The organism is Pseudomonas sp. R4-15 (genome assembly GCF_055768815.1).
Genome location: NZ_CM147293.1, coordinates 3,278,192 through 3,292,319 on the forward strand (window position 1 = coordinate 3,278,192; position 14,128 = coordinate 3,292,319).

Annotated in this window: 17 protein-coding genes; 15 read left to right on the plus strand and 2 right to left on the minus strand. The window is 65.9% G+C overall.

Annotated features, from left to right (window positions below; all coding sequences use genetic code 11):
- Nucleotides 1-90: 90 nt before the first annotated feature.
- Nucleotides 91-717 (plus strand): LysE family translocator, encoded by a 627-nt coding sequence (locus ACYRGX_RS15605; RefSeq protein ID WP_473053370.1) that lies wholly within the window; start codon nucleotides 91-93, stop codon nucleotides 715-717.
- Between the two features lie 58 nt (nucleotides 718-775).
- On the opposite strand, the gene uraH is transcribed toward ACYRGX_RS15605, so the two are convergent.
- Nucleotides 776-1,129 carry a hydroxyisourate hydrolase gene (gene uraH / locus ACYRGX_RS15610; protein WP_473053371.1) on the minus strand — a complete coding sequence of 118 codons (354 nt, stop codon included), beginning with the start codon at nucleotides 1,127-1,129 and terminating at the stop codon, nucleotides 776-778.
- Nucleotides 1,130-1,338: 209 nt separating this feature from the next.
- Between uraH and puuE the strand changes: the two genes are divergently transcribed.
- The 7 genes from puuE (at nucleotide 1,339) to ACYRGX_RS15645 (ending at nucleotide 6,744) form a co-directional block, all read left to right on the plus strand.
- Nucleotides 1,339-2,268, plus strand: a complete 930-nt coding sequence (gene puuE / locus ACYRGX_RS15615; protein ID WP_473053372.1) for an allantoinase PuuE — start codon at nucleotides 1,339-1,341, stop codon at nucleotides 2,266-2,268.
- Nucleotides 2,265-2,780 carry a 2-oxo-4-hydroxy-4-carboxy-5-ureidoimidazoline decarboxylase gene (gene uraD / locus ACYRGX_RS15620; RefSeq protein WP_473053373.1) on the plus strand — a complete coding sequence of 172 codons (516 nt, stop codon included), beginning with the start codon at nucleotides 2,265-2,267 and terminating at the stop codon, nucleotides 2,778-2,780. The genes puuE and uraD overlap by 4 nt, the downstream gene beginning before the upstream one ends.
- 15 nt (nucleotides 2,781-2,795) lie before the next feature.
- The gene (alc, locus tag ACYRGX_RS15625; protein WP_473053374.1) at nucleotides 2,796-3,794 is read left to right on the plus strand and encodes an allantoicase; all 999 of its coding nucleotides are present in this window, start codon (nucleotides 2,796-2,798) and stop codon (nucleotides 3,792-3,794) included.
- A gap of 15 nt (nucleotides 3,795-3,809) precedes the next feature.
- Nucleotides 3,810-4,343: an ureidoglycolate lyase gene (locus tag ACYRGX_RS15630; RefSeq protein WP_473053375.1), complete on the plus strand. Its 534-nt coding sequence runs from the start codon at nucleotides 3,810-3,812 to the stop codon at nucleotides 4,341-4,343.
- A 6-nt stretch (nucleotides 4,344-4,349) separates the two neighbouring features.
- Nucleotides 4,350-5,609, plus strand: coding sequence for a urate hydroxylase PuuD (locus ACYRGX_RS15635; RefSeq protein WP_473053376.1), 1,260 nt, complete (start codon nucleotides 4,350-4,352; stop codon nucleotides 5,607-5,609).
- A 128-nt stretch (nucleotides 5,610-5,737) separates the two neighbouring features.
- Nucleotides 5,738-6,076: a hypothetical protein gene (locus tag ACYRGX_RS15640; RefSeq protein ID WP_473053377.1), complete on the plus strand. Its 339-nt coding sequence runs from the start codon at nucleotides 5,738-5,740 to the stop codon at nucleotides 6,074-6,076.
- Nucleotides 6,077-6,285: 209 nt separating this feature from the next.
- The gene (locus ACYRGX_RS15645) at nucleotides 6,286-6,744 is read left to right on the plus strand and encodes a hypothetical protein (RefSeq protein ID WP_473053378.1); all 459 of its coding nucleotides are present in this window, start codon (nucleotides 6,286-6,288) and stop codon (nucleotides 6,742-6,744) included.
- Between the two features lie 30 nt (nucleotides 6,745-6,774).
- On the opposite strand, the gene ACYRGX_RS15650 is transcribed toward ACYRGX_RS15645, so the two are convergent.
- Complete coding sequence (locus ACYRGX_RS15650; protein ID WP_473053379.1) at nucleotides 6,775-7,026, minus strand: glutaredoxin family protein; 252 nt, start codon at nucleotides 7,024-7,026, stop codon at nucleotides 6,775-6,777.
- Between the two features lie 128 nt (nucleotides 7,027-7,154).
- On the opposite strand from ACYRGX_RS15650, the gene ACYRGX_RS15655 reads away from it, so the two are divergent.
- From ACYRGX_RS15655 to dacB, 7 genes are all read left to right on the plus strand, one after another.
- Nucleotides 7,155-7,532, plus strand: a complete 378-nt coding sequence (locus ACYRGX_RS15655; RefSeq protein WP_473053380.1) for an ElaB/YgaM/YqjD family protein — start codon at nucleotides 7,155-7,157, stop codon at nucleotides 7,530-7,532.
- A gap of 19 nt (nucleotides 7,533-7,551) precedes the next feature.
- Nucleotides 7,552-7,932, plus strand: a complete 381-nt coding sequence (locus ACYRGX_RS15660) for a phage holin family protein (protein ID WP_473053381.1) — start codon at nucleotides 7,552-7,554, stop codon at nucleotides 7,930-7,932.
- Nucleotides 7,929-8,240 (plus strand): hypothetical protein, encoded by a 312-nt coding sequence (locus ACYRGX_RS15665; protein WP_473053382.1) that lies wholly within the window; start codon nucleotides 7,929-7,931, stop codon nucleotides 8,238-8,240. Before ACYRGX_RS15660 ends, ACYRGX_RS15665 begins: the two co-directional genes overlap by 4 nt.
- A gap of 80 nt (nucleotides 8,241-8,320) precedes the next feature.
- Nucleotides 8,321-9,538, plus strand: coding sequence for an EAL domain-containing protein (locus ACYRGX_RS15670; RefSeq protein ID WP_473053383.1), 1,218 nt, complete (start codon nucleotides 8,321-8,323; stop codon nucleotides 9,536-9,538).
- 254 nt (nucleotides 9,539-9,792) lie between these two features.
- Nucleotides 9,793-11,112, plus strand: a complete 1,320-nt coding sequence (locus ACYRGX_RS15675; protein WP_473053384.1) for a deoxyguanosinetriphosphate triphosphohydrolase — start codon at nucleotides 9,793-9,795, stop codon at nucleotides 11,110-11,112.
- Nucleotides 11,113-11,457: 345 nt separating this feature from the next.
- Complete coding sequence (locus ACYRGX_RS15680) at nucleotides 11,458-12,513, plus strand: FUSC family protein (RefSeq protein WP_473053385.1); 1,056 nt, start codon at nucleotides 11,458-11,460, stop codon at nucleotides 12,511-12,513.
- Nucleotides 12,514-12,635: 122 nt separating this feature from the next.
- Nucleotides 12,636-14,108, plus strand: coding sequence for a D-alanyl-D-alanine carboxypeptidase/D-alanyl-D-alanine endopeptidase (gene dacB, locus ACYRGX_RS15685; protein WP_473053386.1), 1,473 nt, complete (start codon nucleotides 12,636-12,638; stop codon nucleotides 14,106-14,108).
- Nucleotides 14,109-14,128: the final 20 nt, after the last annotated feature.

Genomic DNA, 14,128 nt, shown 5'->3' on the forward strand with positions numbered 1-14,128 from the left:
TCCGCAAGCACGGGTTGATCCAGCGCAAGGCAGCAGCTATCGCACAGCGATCTGTATACACTTCCTTTTTTCTTCATCGAGCGCTTCATCATGCCCCTGGAAACCTGGCTACTGTTCGCCGGCACCGCCCTGGTCGTGATCCTGATTCCCGGCCCCCTGTCGCTGCTGATGGTCGCCAACAGCCTGGAGCATGGCGTCGCCCGCGCCTGGCCGGGGTTCCTGGGTGGGGTCAGCGCCTCGCTCTGCCTGCTCTGCGCCTCGGCGCTGGGCATGGGCGCGCTGCTGCTCGCCTCGGAACAATTGTTCGCCGGGCTCAAGCTGCTCGGCGCGCTCTACCTGTTCTATCTCGCCTGGCAGAGCTGGCGTCAGTCGCGACGCCCTTCCCTGCCGCCACGGGCGCCCAGCCAGGCGCTGCCACGGCGGCACGCGGCGATGTACTGGAAAGCCTTCGCGCTGGGCGCCAGCAACCCCAAGGACATCCTCTTCTTCGCTGCCCTACTGCCGCAGTTCATCAGCGCCCAGTTGCCCTTCCTTCCCCAACTGGGGCTGATGATTCTCACCTGGGTGGTGCTCGACCTGGCCTGCAAGCTGGCCTACGGCCTGGGCGCCCAGAGTGCGTCCGGCTGGCTACGCGCCGGCCGCGGGCAGACCTGGTTCCAGCGCATCAGCGCGGCGCTGTTCGGCGGAGCGGGCCTGGCGGCATTGCTCAGCCGCTGAGCGCCCCAGGGCTGGGCGTCTTCCACCCCAACGCCCCATCGCAGGGCAATAACCGGCGCTAGCTGCCACGATAGGTCGAGTAGCTGTAGGGCGAGATCAGCAGCGGCACGTGGTAGTGAGCCTGGTTTTCGTCGATGCCAAAGCGTAGAACCACGACGTCGAGAAAGGCCGGCTCGCCCAGCGTCACACCACTGGCGCGGAAGTAGTCGCCGGCGTGGAAGTGCAACTGGTAGGTCCCCGTACGATAGGCCTCCCCCTCCAGCAAGGGGGCGTCACAGCGGCCATCGGCGTTGGTCTGCGCCTGGATCAGCGGCAGCAGCGTATCGCCCTCGACACGAAACAGCTCGACGCGAATGTCGCGCCCCGGCTGCCCACGCGAAGCATCGAGGACGTGTGTGGTGAGTCGGCCCATGGGCTCTCCTGGTCGGGTTGGTTGGAACAGAAGCGGAAAAGCGCTTCTGGAATGAGCGACTTGAATGCAAAGTCCTGACCGTTCAGGCAGGTTTTTTGCTACACCCGGTCAGCATGAGGAGAAAGCCTGCTAGCCGCAACAAGTGTTCGCAAATCTTTTTTTGTTTTGTATACACTTTCACCTCCCCATCGTTCTGCCGAGGATCAGCCGTGACCGCCGAATACCCCCGCGACCTGATCGGTTACGCCGACCAGCCGCCCCATCCACACTGGCCGGGCGAAGCCAATATCGCGCTGTCCTTCGTACTCAACTACGAAGAAGGCGGCGAGCGTTGCATTCTCCACGGCGATCCGGAATCCGAGGCGTTCCTTTCGGAGATGGTCGCCGCCCAGCCGCTGCGTGGCGAGCGCAACATGAGCATGGAGTCGCTCTACGAATACGGTAGCCGCGCCGGCGTGTGGCGCCTGCTCAAGCTGTTCGAAAAGAGCGGCATTCCGCTGACCATCTTCGCCGTGGCGATGGCCGCGCAGCGTCACCCGCAGGTGATCCGCGCGATGGCCGCGGCCGGTCACGAGATCTGCAGCCATGGCCTGCGCTGGATCGACTACCAGTACGCCGACGAAGCCACCGAACGCGCGCACATGGCCGAAGCCGTGCGCATTCTCACCGAGATCGTCGGCGAGCGCCCGCTGGGCTGGTACACCGGTCGCACCGGGCCGAACACCCGCCGCCTGGCGCGCGAGGAAGGCGGCTTCCTCTACGACTCCGATACCTACGACGACGACCTGCCCTACTGGGACCCGCAAAGCAGCGCGGACAAGCCGCATCTGGTGATTCCCTACACCCTGGACACCAATGACATGCGCTTCACCCAGGTGCAGGGCTTCAACAGCGGCGACGACTTCTTCACCTACCTCAAAGACGCCTTCGACGTGCTCTATGCCGAAGGTGCCGAAGGCGCACCGAAGATGCTTTCCATCGGCATGCACTGCCGCCTGCTCGGTCGCCCGGCACGCCTGGCCGCGCTGGCACGCTTCATCGACTACGTGAAGGGCCACGACAAGGTCTGGTTCGCGCGCCGCGTGGACATCGCCCGCCACTGGCACGAGACCCATCCTTACCAGGGAGCCTCGGCATGAGCGAATTCCGCACCCTGCGCCCCTCGCAACTCGATCGGGACGCGTTCGTCGCCGCCTTCGCCGACGTCTACGAGCACTCGCCCTGGGTTGCCGAGCGCACCTTCGATCAGGGCGTGGAAGCCGGCTTCGACGAAGTCGAGGTGCTGCACGCACGCATGGCCGCGGTGCTCTTTGCCGCCCGTCGCGAGGAACAGCTGGCGCTGATCAACGCCCACCCGGACCTCGCCGGCAAGGCGGCCGTACGCGGTGAGTTGACCGCCGCCTCCACGTCGGAGCAGGCCGGCGCGGGCATCCATGAGTGCACCCCGGAAGAGTTCGCTCGCTTCACCGAACTCAACGACGCCTACAAGGCGAAGTTCGGTTTCCCCTTCATCATGGCGGTGAAGGGCAGCAACCGGCACCAGATCCTCGCCGCCTTCGAAGAACGCATCCACCACACGCCCGAACAGGAATTCGATCGGGCGCTCAACGAAATCAACAAGATCGCGCTGTTCCGCCTGCAGGCGCTGTAACCGCCGGAGACCCCGATGAAAGCCTACGCTGCTCCCTTCGAGAAATACGTCAACCTGGCCGACGCCCGCCTGGGCACCAAGGCCATCTACGTCACCGATGACTGGTTCGCCGCCGTCGACCGCATGCTGCAACCCGAAGAACCGGTGTTCAAGGAAGGCGTGTTCGACGACAACGGCAAATGGATGGACGGCTGGGAATCGCGCCGCAAGCGCTTCGAGGGCTACGACCACGCGGTGCTGCGCCTGGGCGTGCCGGGCTCGATCAAGGGCGTGGACATCGACACCCGCCACTTCACCGGCAACTTCCCACCGTCCGCCTCGCTGGAGGCCTGCTTCGTCGCCGACGGCCAGGACCCGAGCGACGTCACCGAATGGATCGAAGTGCTGCCAGCCGTGACGCTGCAGGGCAACAGCCATCACTACCACGAACTCGACGACGCGCGTCCCTGGACTCACCTGCGCTTCAACATCTACCCCGACGGCGGCGTGGCGCGCCTGCGCGTCTACGGCATTCCGTTCCGTGACTGGAGCGCGGTGCCGTCCGGCGAGACCCTGGACCTGGCCGCCGCCCTCAACGGCGGTCGCGCACTGGCCTGCTCGAACGAACACTTCGGCCGCATGAGCAACATCCTCAACCCGAACCGTGGCGTGAACATGGGCGACGGCTGGGAAACCGCGCGCCGTCGCACGCCCGGCAACGACTGGGTGATCGTCGCCCTCGGCCATCCGGGCGAGATCGAGCGCATCGTCGTCGACACCCTGCACTTCAAGGGCAACTACCCGGACAGCTGCTCGATCCAGGCGGCCTTCGTCAAGGGCGGCACCGACGCGCAGATCGAGACCCAGAGCCTGTTCTGGCGCGAACTGCTGCCGAGCCAGAAGCTGTCGATGAGCCAGGAGCACGCGTTCTCCGAGCAGATCGCCCAACTCGGCCCGATCACCCACGTGCGCCTGAACATCTTCCCCGACGGCGGCGTCAGTCGCCTGCGCCTGTTCGGCAAGCCGGCCCGCTGAAATCGAGACAAGAGCATGCGCAAACTGACCATCGAGCCGTTGAGCAAGGCCGCCTTCGCCCCCTTCGGCGACGTCATCGAGACCGCGGGCAGCGACTACTTCATGATCAACAACGGCTCTACCCGGCGCTATCACAAGCTCGCGGCGGTGCAGACCGCGCAGCCGGAGGACCAGGCGATCATCAGCATCTTCGCCGCCGCAAAGCTGGAGATGCCGCTGACCGTGCGCATGCTCGAACGTCATCCGCTGGGCAGCCAGGCGTTCGTGCCGCTGCTCGGCAACCCGTTCCTGATCGTGGTCGCCCCCTTGGGTGAGACCCCCGATCCGGAGCACGTCCGCGCCTTCGTCAGCGACGGCAGGCAGGGCGTCAATTACCACCGCGGCGTCTGGCACCACCCGGTGCTGACGATCGAAAAGCGGGATGAATTCCTGGTGGTCGATCGCAGCGGTTCTGGCAACAACTGCGACGAATACTTCTTTGCGGAGGATGCCCTGCTGCTCCTCGACCCCAGTGACCTAGAAGCGGCCAAAACAGGCCGACAGGAGTAACACTACGTGGAAGCCCACTTGATCGAATGGCTGAACCTGGCCGTTCGCTGGACGCACATGATCGTCGGGATCGCCTGGATCGGCGCATCCTTCTACTTCGTCTGGCTGGAAAACCACCTCGACCGCCGCGACCCCCGCGAAGGTCTCTCCGGAGACCTCTGGGCGATCCACGGCGGCGGCATCTACCACCTGGAAAAGTACAAGCTCGCCCCACCGAAAATGCCGGAGACGCTGCACTGGTTCAAATGGGAGGCCTACAGCACCTGGCTTTCCGGCGTAGCGCTGCTCACGGTGGTCTACTACCTCAACCCCAGCCTCTACCTGATCGCCCCGGGCAGCGGCCTGACACCCGCCACCGCGGTGGCGACCGGCCTGGCCTCGCTGGTCGTCGGCTGGTTCGTCTACGACGGCCTCTGCAATTCGCCGCTGGGCCGTCGCCCGACCTTACTGGCGGTGATACTCTTCGCCCTGATCGTGCTCGCCTCCTGGGGCTACACCCAGGTGTTCAGCGGTCGTGGCGCCTACATCCATGTCGGCGCGCTGATCGGCAGCATCATGGTCGGCAACGTGTTCCGCGTGATCATGCCGGCGCAGCGCGCGCTGGTCGCTGCCATCGAGGCCGGCCGGGAACCCGATCCGGCGCTGCCGGCCAAGGGCCTGCTGCGCTCGCGGCACAACAACTACTTCACCCTGCCGGTGCTGTTCATCATGATCAGCAACCACTTCCCGAGCACCTACGGTAGCCAGTGGAACTGGGCGATCCTCGCCGCGCTGGCCGCGCTGTCGCTGCTGGTGCGCCACTACTTCAACACCCGCCATGCCACCAGCCGCTTCACCTGGGCACTGCCGGTAGCCGCGCTGGGCCTGCTCTGCCTGGCCTTCGTCACCGCGCCCAAGGCACCCGCTCCGGCACCCCAGCCGGTAGCGACCGAAGCCCCGGCACAGACCGCTGCCGGCGCGGCCGCCGCAACGGCCCCCAGCGTACCCGCCAGCGGCAACGGCGCGCCGGACTTCGCGACGATCAACCGCATCATTCATGATCGCTGCACCGCCTGCCATGCCGCCAAGCCCACCGGCAACCTGTTCGCCACGGCACCCGCCGGCGTGATGTTCGACACACCGGAGCAGATCAAGGCCCTGGCGCCCAAGATCCACGCCCAGGCCGTCGCCGCACCGATCATGCCGCTCGGCAACATCACCGGCATGACCCAGGAAGAGCGTGACCAGCTCGGCGCCTGGATCGACGCGGGTGCGCAGATCCCCTGAGGTCCAGCGCCTGCCCGGCAGGACCGGGCAGGCGCCAAGCGGCACTCCCAGGGATTGCAAAAGGCCACTACACTGGCCAGCAGACAGGCTCCCGGACTGCCGCGATGTTCGACCTCACCAGCAAACTGATGCGCAACGTCATCGGCCAGCAGAACGGCGTGTTTCAGCTGCGCCAGCAAACTGCGCAGCGCAGTGCCAGCAGCAGTCAGGGAAGCAGTGACGGCGACGCCAAGATCGAGGCGTTGCGCGAATTGATCAGCGACCTGCAGGAGCAACTGCGCCAGGCACGCATGGAATTGCGTCGCGCAAAGAACGGCCAGCAGAACGACGCGTCCCAATCGCGTGTACAGAATGCCCTGGCCCGCATCAACGGACTGAATGCCTCGCTGCAAATGGCCTACGGGCAGATGCTCATGGCGCTCCGCAAGGGGGGCTCTAGCGGCGCTCTCCTGGACACCAGGGCCTGAATCGGACCCACGGCCTTCCCCCCTGCGCGCAACAATCCCCCACGACTGGATTCCCCTCGAACGGCCAGCAGCGCTGCGCGCCTGGATCGACGCCGGCGCGCAGATTCCGTAACCAGTCGGTGACAATCGGGTAACCAGCCGGCTACCCGATCGCGTGCGCTGGAGTCGCCACGCGGTGCATGCTATCGGCACCCCGAAGGAGAGCCACGATGATCAGCCTCAACACCAGCGTCGCGAGCAGCACGGTCAGCACTGCCAGCACCACCAGCAGCGCCACGTCCACGGACGAAAGCAGCGATACCTCGACCGACGCGACCAGCACCGCCGCGACCGCCAGCAGCAGCGAGCAGAGTGCTTCCGCCAGCGCCGCCGGGGGCGCTGGTGGCAGTTCATCGTCCAGCAGCGATGACAGCGACGAAACCGTCGAAGAGCTGCGCAAGCAGATCGCCGAACTGCAGAAAGAACTGCAGAAGGCCCAGCAGGAACTCAAGGCCGCGCAGCAGCAGGCCGATTCCGACGACAAGGCCGCCCAGGCCCGCGTACAGTCCGCCTCCGCCCAGGTTTCGAGCATCAGCGCGGCCCTGCAGACCGCCAGTTCGCAACTCGTCGAAGCCCTGTCCGAGTCCGGCAGCAGCACCAGCGGCAGCCTGGTCAGCACCTCGGCCTGATTTGTGCCAGGCGCGCCCGCTGGCGCGCCGTCATTCCGCGCTCAGCAATCCCACCACCTGGGCCTCGTCGAACGGCCAGCAGAGTTCGGCGCCGGTATCGCAACGGCGCAACACCGGAATCGACAGGCCATACTGCTCCACCCACTCCTCGCGCTCGGCGATATCCACCAGTTCCACCAGCAGGCCATGCTCGACGAAGGGCATGAGCAGCGCCTCGGCCTGTTCGCAGAGATGGCAACCAAGGGTGCCGAGTAGCTGGCATTCGGGCAGCGAGGTGTTCACGACGATTCTTCTTTCAGGGCGGTGGACTGGCTGAATTCTAGTCCAGGCGAGCAGCCTGCGGCGATTGAACCTTGCCTGGGGCCAGGGTTCGTAATAATCATTGTCCAGACCTATCAAGGAGCCATCGTATGCCCACCAAGACCAAGAGCGCCGACCTGGAACTCGACCCCGCCGCACAGGTGGATGTCGAGGCGCACAAGCGCAATCTCGCCGAGGCCCGCGAAGCCCTGGCGGCGGAATTCAACACCCTGATCGCCGACACCGAGCGCCTTTTGCAGCACACCAAGGACGTCGCCGATGCCGGAGCGGACGAACTGCGCCTGCGCATCAACGACAACATCGCCCGCGCCAAGGTCATGCTCGCCGAAGGCCAGAACAGCTGCGCCGAGAAAGGCCAGGCAGCGATCCAGGCCACCGAAGACTACGTGCACGCCAAGCCTTGGCAGGCCCTGGGCATCGCCGCAGGCGTCGGCTTCCTGCTGGGCATGCTTTCCGGGCGTCGCTGACGCCCATTTGGGAGATTTCATGGATTCGAACCAGGACAACCGTCCGCCCAAGCCCTCCATTTCCAAGCTCGGCGGCGCTGCCATGGGGCTGCTGCAGGGCCATATCGAGCTGATCGGCATCGAGTTCCAGGAAGAGAAGTCACGCACCTTCCGCCTGTTCATCTGCTGCGCCGTGGCGCTGTTCTTCGGGCTGCTGCTGCTGATCTGCCTGTCGGCGACGATCATGATCCTCTGCTGGGAAAACCATCGCATGAGCGCAGCGATAGGCCTCTGTCTGTTCTACGGGTTGGGCCTGCTGCTCGCCGCGCTGCAGGCTGGCAAGCTCGCCGGACAGATGCGCTCGCCGTTCGAGGCGACCCTCGAGGAACTCAACCGTAATCGGGAGCGCCTGCTACCATGAGCGAACCCTTGTCCAATGCCGCGCGCCTGGCGACACGCAAGGAACTGGTGCGCCTACGCATGGAAATGCACCGACAACAGCTGCATTACCATGCACAGCCGGTAGTGCGCCCGCTGGCCCGCGTGACCGGCTGGTTCTCCCATGACGACAACGACGAGTCCTCGCACAGCAGTACCCCGATGCTGCTGGCGGCAGGTGTGCTTCTGGGGCTGTTCGGCAAACGCCTGGGAAAAGTCGGCAAGTTGGCACGATTGGCGCTGACGGCCTATCCACTGCTCGTACGTCTCAGGGGTCATCGCGGTCACTGAAACGTAAGCGTCATGTAGTGTTACCGACAGGCATGGCCGGCTTCTTGCTTGCCCTTTTGGGAACCATCTAGGAGTCGTCCATGACGTGCCAGATCCCCGGTCGGTCGACCCTCGAGTCGTCCACGGAAGCACTCTTGACGGATGGAGAAACCGTAGCGGTCTTTCAGCCTTTCATCGATACCGCCACTGGATTGATCGCAGGCGTCGAAGTACTCGGCCGCCTGCGTGACCCATTCGGCAACCTGCATTCGGTGGGACCGCTCTTCACCGATCCACGGCTATCGCCCAGCAAACTGCGCCGCCTCGATCGGGAAATCCGTGAATGCGCCCTCGCCCGCATCGGCGAGACGCATCCCGACTGGTTCATCAGCCTGAACATTTCGCCACGCTGGATCAGCCGCCTGCGCCCCGAACAGCCGCTGCCGAGCCTCAAGCAACTCAAGCGTTTCGGCGTTCCGCCGCAGCGCATCGTCTTCGAAATCACCGAACTGGGCGGCGCCAGCGGGCGCCTGCCGGGTGTGGTACGACGTTACCGCGAAGCCGGCGCGCGCATCGCCATCGACGACTTCGGCGCCGGCTATTCCCAGCTGGACCGGGTACTCGCCCTGCAGCCGGACATCCTCAAGCTGGACATGCAGCTGTTCAAGGCCGCGGCCCGTGGCGGGCCGAGCGGCGAGGTGGTGAAGGCCCTCGCGCAGATGGCCGAGAAGACCGGCTGCTGGATCATCGCCGAAGGCGTGGAAACCGAGGCCGAGCTCGACTTCGCCCTGGAGTGTGGCGCGCGCTACGTGCAGGGCTTCCTGTTCGCCCGCCCCAGCGAGCAGTTCTACCCGGTGGATGCCTTCGTCGAACGCTTCGCGCGTTTGCGTGATCGCTACGTGCAGACCAAGCTCAGCGAGCGCGCAGGACTCATCGAACTACGCCGCCAGCTCGGCGAACTGATCCGCCAGGCCCGCAGCCTGATCGACGCCGGACGTTCGCTCAGGGAAATGCCGGCGCCCTACAAGTATCCCTGGCTGCTGCGCCTCTACCAGTGCGACCGCCATGGCACCCAGATCACCCCCAACCTGGAGTGGCGCAACGGCGCCTGGCGCGAGGATGACCGCTTCCTCAACCACAACTGGTCCTGGCGCCCGTACTTCTACCAGTTGCTCGCCGAGGGCTGGGAAGAGCGGCGCCTGAGCCTTTCCGGTCAGTATCGCGACGCCAGCACCAACCAGTACTGCATGACCGCAGGGCAATTCGTCGATGCCGGCAATCGCCTGCTGCTGCTGGATATCGACACGATGCAACTGTAGCCCCCCCTCTCCCCAACCCCTCTCCCACGAGGGGCGACGGGCTATTCCGGGAAGCCCGGGAACCCGGCTAACGCCCAGTCCGAGTCACGCGCCCTGACCGCCTGCCCATCATGAACGCCCGCACCAACACCCCCTCTCCCCTCGCGGGAGAGGGGGTTCCCCCGAATTATGCGGCATCCACTCAGCAGACTTGATCGCACCCCAACAAAGCGGGGAAGCTAGCCCTCCCTCCCGGCAATTCAGCGAGAGCCGACTTGGACTGGCATACCCTCCTTACCCGTGAACGTCTCGGCAAGCCGCTGCATAGCACCGACGAACTCGGTCGCAGCCCGTTCCACAAGGACCACGACAGGGTCATCTTCTCCGGCGCCTTCCGCCGCCTCGGGCGCAAGACGCAGGTCCATCCGGTCAGCAGCAACGATCACATCCACACGCGCCTGACCCACTCGCTGGAGGTCAGTTGCGTCGGCCGTTCGCTGGGCATGCGTGTCGGCGAGATGCTGCGTGGCGAGTTGCCCGACTGGTGCGGCGCCGAAGACTTGGGCATGGTCGTGCAGTCCGCCTGCCTGGCCCACGACATCGGCAACCCGCCGTTCGGCCATTACGGTGAAGACGCCATCCGCCACTGGTTCCGCCAGGCTGCCGGACGTGGCTGGCTGGACGACATGAGCGATGCCGAACGCGCCGACCTGCTCAACTTCGAGGGCAACGCCCAGGGTTTTCGCGTACTCACCCAGCTCGAATACCACCAATTCGACGGCGGCATGCGGCTGACCTACGCCACCCTCGGTGCCTACCTCAAATACCCGTGGACCGCGCGACACGCCGAGGGCCCCGGCTACAAGAAGCACAAGTTCGGCTGCTACCAGCACGAACTGCCGGTGCTCGAGCAGGTCGCCAGCCGCCTCGGCCTACCGCAACTGGACAGCGATCGCTGGGCACGCCATCCGCTGGTCTACCTGATGGAGGCCGCCGATGACATCTGCTACGGGCTGATCGACCTGGAAGACGGTGTCGAAATGGAGTTGCTCGACTACGCGGAAGTCGAGGCCCTGCTGTTCGACCTGGTCGGCGACGACATTCCCGAGACCTATCGCCTGCTCGGCCCGCGGGATTCGCGCCGACGCAAGTTGGCGATCCTGCGCGGCAAGGCCATCGAACACCTGACCAACGCCGCAGCCTCCGCCTTCTACGCTCAGCGCGAAACCCTGCTGCGGGGCGAGCTGAGCGGCGATCTGGTGGCGCACATGCACGGCCCGGCGCAGCGTTGCGTGCAGCAGGCCAAGGCCCTGGCGCGGGAGAAGATCTTCCACGACAAGCGCAAGACGCTGCATGAAATCGGCGCCTACACCACGCTGGAAGTGCTGCTCAACGCCTTTTGCGGCGCCGCACTGGAGCAACGTCGCGGCGGCGAGCTATCGTTCAAGAACCGGCGCATCCTCGACCTGCTGGCGCATTACGCGCCGGAGCCGGACTGGTCCACCTACCGTTCGATCCTGCGCACCATCGACTTCATCGCCGGGATGACCGACAGCTACGCCACGCAAATGGCCAGGGAGATGACCGGCGGTTAAGAAACCATAGGCGCCTACGCCGGTCCCATTGGGCAGCAATAGAAAAGGAAGCCGTAGATGTCTAGGGTCTGTTGTCGTTTCGTTCACGGCCGCGCCGGCGCCTGTTTTGGCGCGAGACAAGGCGCGAGTCGCAGGGCTTACCGGGGTAAGTCCAAGACGAGCAACGCCGTATCGCGCCAAAACAGGCACCGGCCCGTAGGGTTGTGCCAGAAATGGCCTGCGCCGTCGTTACAGGCTTTGCCAAGGGAATGACCATTGGCTGCAGCCTGCGCCTAACCGCAGGCCATTTCTGGCGACAACGCGGCTCGCGAACGAAACGACAACAGACCCTAGGGAATCGCACGCATGCCATCAGCGTTAAGACGCCTGTCCGGCTGGACGCCCGGCGCACCGGCCTGGGGCCCGGCGGCGATCGCCGGACTGGGCTGCGCACTGCCGCTGCTGCTGGGCCTGTTCAGCGGCCATCCGGGATTCCTCTGGGCCACCGTCGGCGCCTTCCAGGCCTCGCTGGGCAATCCGCTGCATCGCTTCGGCATGCTGCGCATGCTGCTGATCACCGCATTGGGCGCCGCGGCCGCCGGCATCGGCTTCTGGGCGGCCAGCCACCAGGCCTGGACCAGCCTGCTCGCCTTCGCCGCCGCCGGCCTGCTGCTCGCCTGGCTGCAACGCTTCGGCAAGGAGGCCGGCAAGCTCGGCCTGGGCATCGCGGTCTGCCTATGCCTCGGCCAGGGCCAGTACGGTGTCGCCAGCCTGCGTAATCCAGCCGCGGTCACCACGCTGTTCGCCCTAGGCGGCCTTTGGGTCTGCCTGCTCGCCTTCGGCCTGCGCGGCCTGCATGGCCTGCGCATGTGGCCACGGATGCCTCGCACGCTTGGCCTTCTGCGCGCGCTGGGACGCCACGCGCGGCGCCTGCCACAGCGCCAGTGGCAGTTGCACGCCCTCGGTTGCCTGATCGGTTGCGGCCTGGGTGGCCTGATCGTGCACCTCGCTGAGTTGCCGCGTGGTTACTGGCTGACCCTCACCGTGTTCACCACGCTGCAGGCGGAATGGCGCAACAGTCTCTCGCGCACGCTGCAGGCGGCGCTGGCCAGTCTGGTCGCCGCGGCGCTCCTAGTCGCGCTGGGCAACGCCCTGGGTGAACCGCATCTGCTGGTGATGGTGATGCTGCCGCTGATCTACCTGGCGCGCGCCTTCCAGGCCAACCATTACGGGCTGTTCGTCGCCCAGAGCACCTGCTGCTTCCTGCTCCTCGCCGAGAGCCTCGCCCATGACTGGCAGCTCCCCGGGGAACGCCTGCTCAACGCCCTCTACGGCGCCGCCGTGGCGCTGCTGGTCGCGGCGCTGATTCGCCTCGCCAAGCGCCGCCTGGAGCGGCGCTCGGTACCACTGGCGGGCGAATGAAGGGCAGCAACCCCGGCGCGTTTGCGGCATAATCCAAAGCCTCGCTCGACCCCGCGTGCGGCACCATCGACGGCCCCGCGAGTCGAACGTCTCCATACTTTGCGCCAGTCATCGGAGTCCGGATGTCCAGCCGCAACCCCCGCTTCAGCTCGTCCCTGTCCCGCCTGCTCTGCCACGCCCTGCTCGCCCTGCCCCTGACCTTCGCCAGCCTGCCGTCGTTTGCCGACGACCCGCTGCCGGCGAGCGTGCAGAAAGCGCTGAAGGCCGCGAAGATCGAAGAGAGCGCACTCTCGGTCGCGGCCATCCCGCTGACCGGGCCCGGCAAGCCGCTATTCCACAACGCCGACGTCTCGGTTAACCCCGCCTCGACCATGAAGCTGGTGACCACCTACGCCGCGCTGGAGAACCTCGGCCCCAACTACCAGTGGCGCACCGAGTTCTATGGCGACGGTCCGGTGGAGGACGGCACCCTGCACGGCAACCTCTACCTCGAGGGCGGCGGCGATCCCAAGTTGAACATGGAGAAGCTCTGGCTGCTGCTGCGCGATCTGCGCGCCAACGGCGTGCTGCATGTCACCGGCGACCTGGTGCTGGATCGTAGCTACTTCCATCAGCCGAGCCTGCCGGAGTTCGACGACGATGGCGACGACGACAACAAGCCCTACCTGGTCAAGCCCGACTCGCTGCTGGTCAATCTCAAGGCCCTGCGCTTCGTCGCCCGCAACGACGCCGGCAAGCTCAGCGTGGTGGTCGAACCGCCGATCGCCAGCGTTCGCATCGACAACCAGCTGCAACCGGCGCCACGCGGCAAATGCCCGGCCTACCCCGAAGTGGTCTACAACCCGGTCAAGGAGCCCGGCGGCTACCGCGTCGCGGTGACCGGCAAGCTGGCCCCAGGCTGCAGCTCGCAAACCTATCTCTCGCTGCTCGACCCGGCGAGCTACGCCGCCGGCGCCGTCCGCGCGATCTTCCAGGAGCTGGGCGGCAGCATCGCCGGTGGCGACCGCGCCGGCAGCGTACCCAAGGACGCCAACCTGCTGGTAAGGGCCTTCTCCCCCGATCTCGCGGAGATCATTCGCGACATCAACAAGTACAGCAACAACACCATGGCCCGGCAGCTGTTCCTCAGCCTGGGCGCCGCCCAGCGCAACGATGCCGATCCGGACGACGGCAAGGCCGCCCAGCGCGTCGTGCGCCAGTGGCTGGCACAGAAAGGCATCACCGCGCCACACCTGGTCATGGAGAACGGCTCCGGACTGTCCCGCGATGAACGCGTCAGCACGCGGGAAATGGCTACCTTGCTGCGCGCCGCCTGGCACAGCCGCTACGCCGCCGAGTTCATCTCGTCGCTGCCGATCGTCGCCATCGATGGCACCATGCGCAAACGCCTGCACGGCACGCCGATGGTCGGCGAAGCGCACATCAAGACCGGCACGCTGAACAACGTGCGCGCCATCGCCGGCTTCACCCGCGACCGCAACGGCGACACCTGGGCGGTGGTCGCGATCCTCAACCATCCGCGCCCCTGGGGCGCCTCGGCGCTGCTCGACCAGATGCTGCTGGCGCTCTACCAGCAGCCCAAGCGCACGCAATGACCGATCAGCAGAGGAGCGCC

Bases quoted from the DNA above. Each gene is read 5' to 3' on its own strand.
- ACYRGX_RS15605 (WP_473053370.1), top strand. From the start codon at position 91: ATGCCCCTGGAAACCTGGCTACTGTTCGCCGGCACCGCCCTGGTCGTG.
- uraH (WP_473053371.1), bottom strand. From the start codon at position 1,129: ATGGGCCGACTCACCACACACGTCCTCGATGCTTCGCGTGGGCAGCCG.
- uraD (WP_473053373.1), top strand. From the start codon at position 2,265: ATGAGCGAATTCCGCACCCTGCGCCCCTCGCAACTCGATCGGGACGCG.
- alc (WP_473053374.1), top strand. From the start codon at position 2,796: ATGAAAGCCTACGCTGCTCCCTTCGAGAAATACGTCAACCTGGCCGAC.
- ACYRGX_RS15630 (WP_473053375.1), top strand. From the start codon at position 3,810: ATGCGCAAACTGACCATCGAGCCGTTGAGCAAGGCCGCCTTCGCCCCC.
- ACYRGX_RS15640 (WP_473053377.1), top strand. From the start codon at position 5,738: ATGCGCAACGTCATCGGCCAGCAGAACGGCGTGTTTCAGCTGCGCCAG.
- ACYRGX_RS15645 (WP_473053378.1), top strand. From the start codon at position 6,286: ATGATCAGCCTCAACACCAGCGTCGCGAGCAGCACGGTCAGCACTGCC.
- ACYRGX_RS15655 (WP_473053380.1), top strand. From the start codon at position 7,155: ATGCCCACCAAGACCAAGAGCGCCGACCTGGAACTCGACCCCGCCGCA.
- ACYRGX_RS15660 (WP_473053381.1), top strand. From the start codon at position 7,552: ATGGATTCGAACCAGGACAACCGTCCGCCCAAGCCCTCCATTTCCAAG.
- ACYRGX_RS15665 (WP_473053382.1), top strand. From the start codon at position 7,929: ATGAGCGAACCCTTGTCCAATGCCGCGCGCCTGGCGACACGCAAGGAA.
- ACYRGX_RS15670 (WP_473053383.1), top strand. From the start codon at position 8,321: ATGACGTGCCAGATCCCCGGTCGGTCGACCCTCGAGTCGTCCACGGAA.
- ACYRGX_RS15680 (WP_473053385.1), top strand. From the start codon at position 11,458: ATGCCATCAGCGTTAAGACGCCTGTCCGGCTGGACGCCCGGCGCACCG.
- dacB (WP_473053386.1), top strand. From the start codon at position 12,636: ATGTCCAGCCGCAACCCCCGCTTCAGCTCGTCCCTGTCCCGCCTGCTC.